We start from the raw sequence: 9,774 nt of genomic DNA, 5'->3' as shown, positions 1-9,774 counted from the left end.
GCCCCCCTCCACCCGCACCACGTGGCTCCCCGCCGACACCCGGAAGCGCGCCACCTGGAACTCCGCAGGCAGGGAAAGCCAGGAACGCAGGTCCGCCGCGTTGCCGGCGTTGAGGATGAGGAAGGCCAGCGCGCCCAGCTCCTCGCTCTTGGTCGCCGCGCCCAGGCCCGCCGCCAGGCCCGCCTTCACGGCCACGCCGGCAATCTGCTTCGCCAGCATCCCGCCGATGCGCGTGTCCAGGTGCAGCCGCGCCACGTCCGCCATGGACGTCACCGTGACGGCGCGCACGTGCTGCTCGCCCAGCGTCACGCCCACCTGCGGCGCGCCGCCCCTGTCCCGGTAGACGGGCACCTCGATGAGGTTGCCGCCGTTGACGTCGCGCGACGCGGGCTGCTTCTCCGGGGAGAGCCCCGCCTCCACGACGACGACGATCTGGGCCTCGTCCCGCGCCAGCGGCGGGTGCTCGACGCCCGGGTACTTCGCCTTCAGCTCCTCGTAGAGCTGGTCGCGTCCGGTGTACTTCGCCAGTCGGAGCAGCGGCTCCGCCAGCTCGCCCAGCCGGGGCTCCAGCTCGTACGCCTTCGCATAGTCGATGTAGGCCGCGTCCCAGTCGCGCTGGTCCTCGCGGATGACGCCGCCCAGGTAGCGGGCGATGGCGAGCTGCTGGTACGGCTTCTTCTCCTCGACGACCATCTTCTGGAGGCGCTCGTTGACCTGGCGCACCTCCACCATGGCCGCCTCGTCGTCACCCAGCTCCGCGTAGTTGAGCGCCTGGACGACGGAGATCATCAGCTTCTCGAAGTCCTCGCCGCGGTAGGCGCGCTGGCGCTCGTTCGTCACCAGCGCCCCGGCCTCCTCGCTGACGGAGACGGCGTCGAGCTGCGCGCTGAGCTTCTCCGCCTGCTCCAGCACCGCGTTGCTCTCCGCCCACTTGCGCGCCGAATGCAGCACCATCCCCTTGTCCAACAGGATGAGCAGCGTGTCCTTGGCCGAGCCGTCCTTGGCCAGGGCATCCAGCTCGGACAGGGCTTCGTTGTAGCGCCCCGATTGATACGACTCACGGACGCCACGCGTGCGGGACACGTAGTCCCCCGCGCAGCCGGACAACAGCAGCACGCTCACCAGCGCGAGCGCGCCCCAACCACGGGGGCGCGCCGGAGGGTGGTGGAGAGGAATCATGAGCAGTCGAGCCTTCACCACGAGCCGGCGGCCACCGTCGACGGAGCTACCAGCTCACGCCGCGCTTCTCGAACTTCTTGCGGATCTGCTTCTCGTCCGTCCACTCGATGAGGCCGGTGCGCACGTTGCTGAGCTTCGCGGTCATCTTGTAGTACACGAGCTTGTCGCGGCCGACCTCCTGGATGATGGAGGCCAGGTCACCCGACATCAGGAAGTCCACGGACACCTGCTGCCCGGGGCCCTTCGCCGCGTTCGGGTTCACGTAGCCGGACTGCTGGTACTCGTACTCCTCCGCGATGTCCTGGCGCGCGGCCTGGTCCACCATGGCGAAGCGGCCCGTCTGCGCGAGCGCCGTTTGAATCTTGTCCCCCAGGGAGCGCATGTCGATGTGCTCGGAGGTGCTGTTCTTCAGCTTGCCCACGAGGACGATGGGCAGCGAGCCGTCCGGCCGGGGCGTGGAGAAGCGCGGCGAGGAGGCCAGCGACTCCGCCATCTTCTTGGCGATGAGCTGCAGGTCGTTCTCGTTGAACTGGTCCGACAGCATCTCGATTTCGTTCGGGTCCTCGTACGTGCCACGCGTGAAGGCACGCGGACCACCACACGCGGCGAGCGAGGCGACGAGGCTGGCGGACAAGAGCAGGCGATGAATCTTCATGGTGCGGTGACTCCTAGTTCCATTCGCATTCGAAGCGGCTGCCTTCGAAGTTCCACTTGTAGGCGAGCACCGCGTCGCGACGGTAGCCGGCCGTCAGGCGACACTGGCTCATCAGCGAGGCGCGCGGATAGTCGAAGGTGTACGTCTGCGCCTTCGAGCGCTCCTGCGCGTTGAGCTGGGAGGGATGGGTGAGCGTGGGGCTGGCGCTGGCGGCCACCATCACCGAGTGCTTGCCGTACGTCTTCAGGGGCACGCGGCCGGCCAGCTGCACCCGGCGCACGGTGCGCGCCACCAGGATGTCGCTGCGGTCCACGTTCGTCTCGTGGCGGTTGCGACGCTGCAGCAGCTCCGAGATGTTCGCCGTGAAGACGCGGGTGAGGTCCCCGTCCTCCACGAAGAAGTAGAGGAACGCCTCGCGCGCCACGCGGCTCTCCCCCGTGAAGTCCAGGGTGATGAGCAGCTCCAGCTCCCGGTTGGGCGTGATGCCGTGGCGAGACACCGCCGCCAGCACCTTCTTGTCCACGCCCGCCTTCTTCAGCTTGATGAGCCCGTCCGCGCTCGCGTCACACGCGCAGCGGCGCTCTTCAATCATCTTCACCAGGTCCGCCGGCTCGAAGCCCGCCTGGGACAGCTTGGTCAGCTCCTCGTCCGTCAGGGGCAGCTGGTCCGAGCGCTCGTAGATGCGCGGCAGGTTGTTCGGATCCCACTGGATGATGTTGTAGGTCTGCACGTTCCCTTCGGGGAACGGCAGGGCGATTCGAGGGCTTCCATTCGCCGTGGACAGGCTGACGGGCGACTGGCTCGCCGCCAGCGCCAGGGTCGCCGCGAGGACTTGGGCAATCATGTCGGGACCTCCCCCTCTAGAAGCGATAACCCACGGCCATGCCCAACCGGTGCGTCACGCCGCCACCGCCGATGGGAATGTCCGGAGTGTAGAACAACCCGAGCGACACCTGGTCGCGCGAGCCCATGAGCACCTCCGCGCCCACCTGGGGCGAGATGCCGAAGTGCAGCTCCTCCTTGTCGGCCCGGGCGTCCTGGTACGTGGTGTCGACGTAGTCCGGCGTGTAGATGGCGCCCGCCTTCAGGCCCAGCGAGAACACCAGCGGCCAGCCCCAGCTGCGAAAGCGCGGGCCCACCATGACGTTGGTGCGGCCACCGTCGAAGACGTAGGTGACGTTGGCGTCCAGCGCGAACCAGTCCGCGCCCCACCACGACACCGTGGCGCCGACATAGAGCGGGGGGCCCTCGGGTGCGTTGCGGGGAGGCTCCTCGGCGTTGACGGCCGCGCCCCACTCGAGCTGGAACGACACGCCCGTGTTGCTCGAACCCGAGTAGCCACCCTTGCCATATTCGGATTCCTCGGGCCCATCCGTGCGGCCACGTTCCTGCGCGGCCGCGGCCAACGGCGCCGCCACGGCCAGCGACAGGAGGGCTCCGCACAACCTGGAATGACGCTTCATCTCGAAGACTCCCACATGCGGTAGGTGCGAAAATTCCACTGCGTCCGACGGTCCGGCCCCCGCCAATATTCAAAACACCGCTCGGGCTGGCAAGCGCACCTTGGGCCCGGGCCCGTTCTCTCAGGAAGCGCGAGGCCCCGGAAGGGTGGCGTCCTGGGGAGCGTCCGGCTGGGGGTCGGCCGACACGGTGGGGGCCTGCCGGGACTCGGTGCGGGTGAAGGGCAGCCATTGGGGATGGGCCCTGAGGAAGATGACCAGCTTCTCGCGGACGAGGGCGCGCAGGTCGAAGAGCTTGTCCGGGTTGGCGGCGCTGACGAGCGCCCGGATGGTCAACGTGCGGTCCTGGGCCTCCAGCACCACGACGGACTGGACGCGGCCGTCCCAGAGGGCCTTGGCCTGGCTGGCGAGGATGCGCTTGAGCTCCCCGCGCAGCGCGTCCACGTCCGTGGAGTAGTCCACCTGGAGGGTGACGGCGCCGAGCAGCTCGGGGCTGACCTTGCTCCAGTTCTGGAAGGGCTTGTCCAGGAAGTAGGTGATGGGGATGACCATGCGGCGCTGGTCCCAGACGCGCAGCACCACGTACGTGAGGGTGATCTCCTCCACGGTGCCGAACTCGGTCTCCACCACCACCTGGTCGCCGATGCGCACCGGCTGGGTGATGGACAGCTGGATGCCCGCCAGCAGCGTGGCGATGGACTTCTGCGCGGCCAGACCAATCACGATGCCGGCGATTCCGGCCGAGGCGAGCAGCGACACGCCGACGTTGCGCACCACCTCGAACTGCATCAGGAGCAGCGCGGCGGCCACCACGTACGTCGCCGCCTCGAAGACGGCGCGCAGCACGGCGAACTGGGTGCGCAGCGAGCGCGCCCGGGCGGGGTCTCGGCTCTCGGAATTGACGCGGTTCTGGATGAAGTCCGCGAACACCCGCAGGAAGCGCAGGATGAACCACGCCACCGCGACGATGATGAGCGAGTAGCTCACCCGGTTGAACACCGTCTGCGTGGGGCGCGGCAGGAGCAGCAAGGACGTGCCCACCGCCAGCAGCACCGCGAAGAACGGCAGCCGCAAGGGGCCCTTCCCCGCCGCCACCAGCTGGTCGTCCAGCTCAATCTGCGTCCAGCGCGCCAGCCTCAGGGCGAACGCCAGCGACACCTTCTCCAGCAGCAGCGACAGCCCCACCGAGGCGAGCAGCACCACCAGGAGGCCCAGCCACTGCCACGGCTCCAGGCCCAGCACCGTGCCGGAGAAGAAGAACGGCGGCAGCCACTCCGCCACGCGGGGGCCGTACGCCTCGAAGAGGGGGTCCACCAGCCGGACGGTGGACTCGCTGAAGACCCAGAGCAGCGCGCCGTCCTGCGTCACGCGCTGGAGCCGGACGCTCACGTTGGCCCCGTCCAGGGGGATGGTGCCCACCAGGTCGAAGCGCGGGTCGGCCGGGTCTCCCTCGGGGGCCTTGGAGAGCGCCGACAGGTCGATGGAGAGCTTGCGGTCCAGCACGAACTTGAGCCGGCGCGCCAGCTGGGCGCCGCGCTCGGGCTGCTGGGCCTTGGGGATGAAGTCCAGGTCCAGGTAGTGGGCCGCGGAGGCGTAGTCCCCCCGGTGCGCGGCGGACAGGAAGCCCTGCGCCGTGGCATGGGGCGTCTGGCGGTCCATCGCCGCGGAGGGTGGCGGCAGACCCGAGTTGAGCGCCTGGGAGGGCAGCGCCCCGAGGACGAGTCCCATCACGAGGAGGGCCATCCAGGCCCTTCCGTCTGTGTGCATCATGCGGCCCTCCTTACTCCTTTTCGGCCCCTTTGCCGGAAGAAGTCGGGGCCTGGCCCCCTGGCGGAGGAGCGCCAAGGGGGACGTCGGGGACACCACCCCTCTCACCCCGTGGGAAAGGCGTTGGTGCGCCGGCTGGGGGTAGGATAGAAACGGCGCCCAAGGAAGGTCGACGTGTCCGAGAAGCGAAGAATCCTCCTGATTGACGACAGCGAAATCACGCTCGCCATGGAGAAGGCCGTGCTGGAAGCGCGCGGCTACGAGGTCGTCGCCACCTCCACGCTGATGGAGTTCGAGAAGACGCTCCAGGCCTGGCGCCCGGACCTCATCCTCACGGACATCCACATGCCCGAGGCCAAGGGCACCGACATCTGTCGCACCCTGAAGAACGAGTACGGCACCCAGGACATCCCCATCGTCCTGTTCTCCAGCCTCCCGGACGTGGAGCTGTCCAAGCTGGCCGAGCAGGTGGGCGCCGACGGCTTCCTCTCCAAGGAGAACGGGCTGGAGGCCATGGGCGAGAAGATCGACGAGCTGGTGCAGAGCATCCTCTGGTGATTCGCATGCCGCGCCCCGTCCTGGTCGCCGCCCTCTGGGGCCTGGTGCTGGTGCTCGGAGGCTGCAGGCGCACGGACCCCGCTCCCCGCCCGCCCGAGACACCCGAGGCGGGCGCGTCCCCCACGGCCGCGGCCTCCTCGTCGGGCGCCATCCTCTTCGTCTCCGCGGACACGCAGGGCTACCTGGGCCCGTGCGGCTGCAGCGAGAACATGCGCGGAGGCATCGCCCGCGCGGCCTTCCAGGTGAGCGAGGCCCGCCAGGGCGCGCTGCCCGTGCTCTATGTGGACGGCGGCAACAGCCTCTTCGGGGAGAAGACGCTCAAGCCCGGGCAGGTGCCGCAGGAGGAGCTGAAGGCGAAGGCGCTCGCGGACGCCATGCGGATGATGGGGCTGTCGGTGCGCGCCACCGGCCCGCTGGATGACACGCGCGGCGCGGCCTTCCGTCAGGGGCTGGGATTGCCCGAGGTGGCGGACGGCGCGGTGAAGCTCCTGCCCGCGGGCCCCCGCAAGGTGGGCGTGGTGGCGGCGGACTCGCCGGAGCGGTTGGTGGCGGCGAGCGCGAAGGCCCGCTCGGACGGCGCGGACTTCGTGCTGGGGTTGTTGGACGCGCCGTTGGAGGAGGCGCAGAAGGCGGCGGAGGTGCCGGGGCTCGCGGTGGATGTGCTGGTGGCCACCCGCTCCGCGTCCGAGCTGAGCGGCGAGCAGAACCGGCTGGTGAAGGCCACGGTCCCCGTGGTCGCGCCGCAGAGCAAGGGCCGCTCGCTGGTTCGCGTGGACCTGAGCTACGCGAAGGCGCCCGGGAGCTTCTCGCTCCAGAAGGGACAGGCCGACCTGGAGCGCGAGGTGGCCGCGCTGGAGCAGCGCACGGCGCTGTTGGACAAGGAGATCAACCTCCCGGGCATCGACCCGAAGCTCAAGGCGCTCAAGCAGGGCAAGCGCGACGAGCTGGTGGCGCGCAAGCAGGCGCTGGTGTCGGCGCCGCCCGCCGCGTCGCCCGACGTCAATGGCTTCACGGTGCGCTTCGTGCCGCTGGAGTCGGGGCTGCCGTCGCTGCCGGACGCGCAGGCGCTGGTGGCGCGCTACGACTCGGAGGTGGGCAAGCTGAACCTCGCGTGGGCGAAGGAGCACGGCCAGGACTGCCCCGCTCCCGCGAAGGGACAGGCGGGCTTCGTGGGCAACGAGCCGTGTCGCGCGTGCCACGAGGAGAGCTTCCCCGTCTGGGAGAAGTCCAAGCACCACCACGCGTGGGAGACGCTGGAGGAGGTGGGCAAGCAGCACCACCTCAACTGCGTGGGCTGTCACGTGACGGGCTGGGAGCAGCCGGGCGGCGTGTGCCGGCTGGACAAGGTGGCGGGGCGCGAGGACGTGGGCTGCGAGAGCTGCCATGGCCCTGGCTCCGTGCACGCGGAGGAGCCGAGCGCGGACAACATCATCGCGTCGCCCGGTGAAGCGCTCTGCGTCACCTGCCACAACCCGGAGAACTCGCCGCACTTCGACTTCGCGACGTACCTGCCGCGAATCCTGGGACCGGGTCACGGGAAGCCCCTGGACGCCGCGTCACCCGACAAGCCGGCGGACGAGCGGAAACCCGCGAAGCCGTAAACCCGCAGCGTTTGCCTCGCAGGCCGCACCCACGGTGGGTGCTTCATTCGGCCATACCGGGCGACTCGTTGTTTGACTGTCAAGAAAAAGGGCGAATACTTGGGGCTTCGCCTGCTTCTGGGCGCACTCTTCTTGCGACCGCATGCTGCCCTTCTGCCTCCTCGTGCTGAACCTGGCCTCGCTCCCCGCCTCGCAGGGAGTGCCGCCACCCATGCCGCCGCCTCCCGCCGGCATGCGCGTGCTCGCCGCGAGCGAGACGCCGGCGCCCGCCGCGGCTGGACCGAAGCCCGCGCCCGCGACGGACACCGCCACGCAGACGAGCATGCCAGACAGCGGCACGGCCACGCGCCCCACCGGGCCGGCGACCGAGCCGTCGCGCGCAGGCACGGCCGACCTGACGAAGGGCGCGAAGGTCGAGGGTATCTCGCCCTCCACGGGCTCGCCTTCCGCGACGACGGTGGCAAAGGGCACGAAGGTCGAGGGCGCATCGAACGCTGTCGCGCCTCCCGCCGCGGGCACCGCCGACGCGGCGAAGGACGTGAAGGCCGAGGGCACCTCGGGCACGGACATGGCGAGCAAGCAGGAGCCGGTGGCTCCCGCGACCGAGGCGGCGCCTGGAGATGACGAGGCCGACGAGGCGCGCGCCCTCGCTGGCGCTCCCGACGAAGTGGACGAGGAGCCCGAGGCCACTCGCGAGGTGGTCGAGTCCGAGTCCGCGGAGCTGGAGGAGATGCGCGCGCTGGAGAGCGTGACGCTGGACCCCACCGCGAAGCCGAGCGCCGAGGTGATGCAGTCGCTGCGACGTCTGGGCCTCGCCAACCCGCTGCGCATGCGCATGCTGGACGCGCTCGAGGAGCCCACCTTCCGCGAGGACGACTCTCCCGAGCAGCTCCCGCTCATCACCAACCTGGCCACGTTCGACGTCCGCAGCATCCAGGACCGCTACGACATCCCGGTGGAGATGCAGCCCCTGGTCGCGCAGTACATCCAGTTCTTCCAGGGGCCCGGGCGCCGCTGGTTCCGCAAGTGGATGTCCCGCTCCGCGCGCTACCTGCCGGTGATGCAGCCCATCCTCGAGAAGCACGGCATGCCGCTGGACACCGTGTACCTGGCGATGATCGAGAGCGGCTTCTCCGCGCACGCCTACTCGTGGGCGCACGCCTCCGGCCCCTGGCAGTTCATCTCCAGCACCGGCAAGCAGTACGGCCTCAAGCAGGACTTCTGGGTGGACGAGCGCAGGGACCCCCTCAAGGCGACCCACGCCGCGGCCACCTATCTCAAGGACCTCTACCGCGAGCTGGGCCACTGGTATCTGGCGTGGGCCGGCTACAACACGGGCTCCGGTCGCGTGCGGCGCATGATTGAGCGCCACGGCACGCGCGACTTCTGGGCGCTCGCCGAGGAGAAGGGCCTGGCGAAGGAGACCAAGCACTACGTGCCCAAGCTCATCGCCGCCGCGCTCGTCGCGAAGAACCCGTCCGCGTTCGGCTTCTCCGACGAGGAGTTCGACTACGAGCAGCCCCTGGAGTTCGACGAGGTGGAACTCACCGACGCCACGGACCTGGACGTGGTGGCCCGCGCGGCGGGCGTGAACATCCAGGACGTGCAGGACCTGAACCCGGAGCTCAAGCGGTGGTGCACGCCCCCGGCGAGCACGAAGCACCCCTACAAGCTGCGGCTGCCCAAGGGCGCGGGCCCCCAGTTCGTCGAGGGGTTCAAGCGCATCTCCCCCGCGGAGCGGCTGACCTTCCGCGTGCACAAGGTGAAGCGCGGCGACACGCTGTCGCAGATCGCGGAGCGCTACGGCACGGCCTCCGAGGCCATCCTCCAGATGAACCGGCTCAAGAGCGCGCGCACGCTGAAGCTCGGCGCGGACCTGGTCATCCCCATCCCCGCGAGCAAGGCCGCCGGAGGCTCGGGCGGTGCCATCGCGAGCAAGGTGGCCCAGGCCCGTCGCAGCGGCGTCGTGGCCCACCGTCCCGAGGACGAGGTGCCGGCCGGCACGCCCAAGGGCCCCGTGGCCGCGGGCCCGGTGAAGACGGAGACGCTCAACGGCCGCACGCGCGTGACGTACGGCGTGCAGTCCGGCGACAGCCTCTGGGTCATCGCGACCAGGTTCAACGTGTCGGTGGATGACTTGAAGAAGTGGAACAACCTGCGCCGGCGCAACCCGACGCTGCAGGTGGGCTCGCTCGTGTACGTGTGGCCCCAGGGCACGGCGCAGGTGCAGGAGCGCGCGGGCACCGTCGTGGTGGCCAGGCAGGTCGCGTCGAACGCGGGCAAGCCCGTGAGCGGCGGCAAGGTGCACGCGCTGGCCGAGGGCGAGACGCTCTGGTCCGTCGCGCAGCGCTACGGCGTCAGCGTCCAGGACATCATGCGGTGGAACAACATCAAGGACCACCGCACCATCCCCACGGGCAAGGTCCTCTCGCTGAGCGCGCCGTGAGCGCCTTCTCGACAGGGGCCTTCCGGACACGATGACGCCGGGCGAGTGAATTGCATCGGGTGGGCGCATGACTTCGCCCATTTCGCGGAACGGCGCGCTCACCCACCC

General features: G+C 69.7%; 8 protein-coding genes. 3 read left to right on the top strand and 5 right to left on the bottom strand.

What is annotated here, in order from left to right:
* The 5 genes from FL311_RS36915 to FL311_RS36895 form a co-directional block, all read right to left on the bottom strand.
* The coding region (locus tag FL311_RS36915) for a COG3014 family protein (RefSeq protein ID WP_141332378.1) at positions 1–1,179 on the bottom strand (1,179 nt) is incomplete at its 3' end.
* Between the two features lie 46 nt (positions 1,180–1,225).
* Positions 1,226–1,834, bottom strand: a complete 609-nt coding sequence (gene lpoB / locus FL311_RS36910) for a penicillin-binding protein activator LpoB (RefSeq protein WP_141332377.1) — start codon at positions 1,832–1,834, stop codon at positions 1,226–1,228.
* 13 nt (positions 1,835–1,847) lie between these two features.
* The gene (locus FL311_RS36905) at positions 1,848–2,678 is read right to left on the bottom strand and encodes a hypothetical protein (RefSeq protein ID WP_141332376.1); all 831 of its coding nucleotides are present in this window, start codon (positions 2,676–2,678) and stop codon (positions 1,848–1,850) included.
* Between the two features lie 16 nt (positions 2,679–2,694).
* Complete coding sequence (locus FL311_RS36900; RefSeq protein WP_141332375.1) at positions 2,695–3,297, bottom strand: hypothetical protein; 603 nt, start codon at positions 3,295–3,297, stop codon at positions 2,695–2,697.
* Positions 3,298–3,417: 120 nt separating this feature from the next.
* Positions 3,418–5,064, bottom strand: a complete 1,647-nt coding sequence (locus FL311_RS36895) for a mechanosensitive ion channel family protein (protein WP_141332374.1) — start codon at positions 5,062–5,064, stop codon at positions 3,418–3,420.
* 171 nt (positions 5,065–5,235) lie between these two features.
* Between FL311_RS36895 and FL311_RS36890 the strand changes: the two genes are divergently transcribed.
* The 3 genes from FL311_RS36890 (at position 5,236) to FL311_RS36880 (ending at position 9,666) form a co-directional block, all read left to right on the top strand.
* Positions 5,236–5,619, top strand: coding sequence for a PleD family two-component system response regulator (locus FL311_RS36890; RefSeq protein WP_141332373.1), 384 nt, complete (start codon positions 5,236–5,238; stop codon positions 5,617–5,619).
* Positions 5,620–5,624: 5 nt separating this feature from the next.
* Complete coding sequence (locus FL311_RS36885) at positions 5,625–7,220, top strand: cytochrome c family protein (protein WP_141332372.1); 1,596 nt, start codon at positions 5,625–5,627, stop codon at positions 7,218–7,220.
* A gap of 142 nt (positions 7,221–7,362) precedes the next feature.
* Entirely contained in the window at positions 7,363–9,666 is a 2,304-nt protein-coding gene (locus FL311_RS36880) for a LysM peptidoglycan-binding domain-containing protein (RefSeq protein ID WP_228557326.1), read from the top strand.
* Positions 9,667–9,774: the final 108 nt, after the last annotated feature.

It is taken from the genome of Myxococcus sp. AB025B (assembly GCF_006518215.1).
Lineage (GTDB): Bacteria > Myxococcota > Myxococcia > Myxococcales > Myxococcaceae > Myxococcus > Myxococcus fulvus.
The sequence above is the reverse complement of the archived record's forward strand: the minus strand, read 5'-3'. Positions and strand labels throughout refer to the sequence as shown.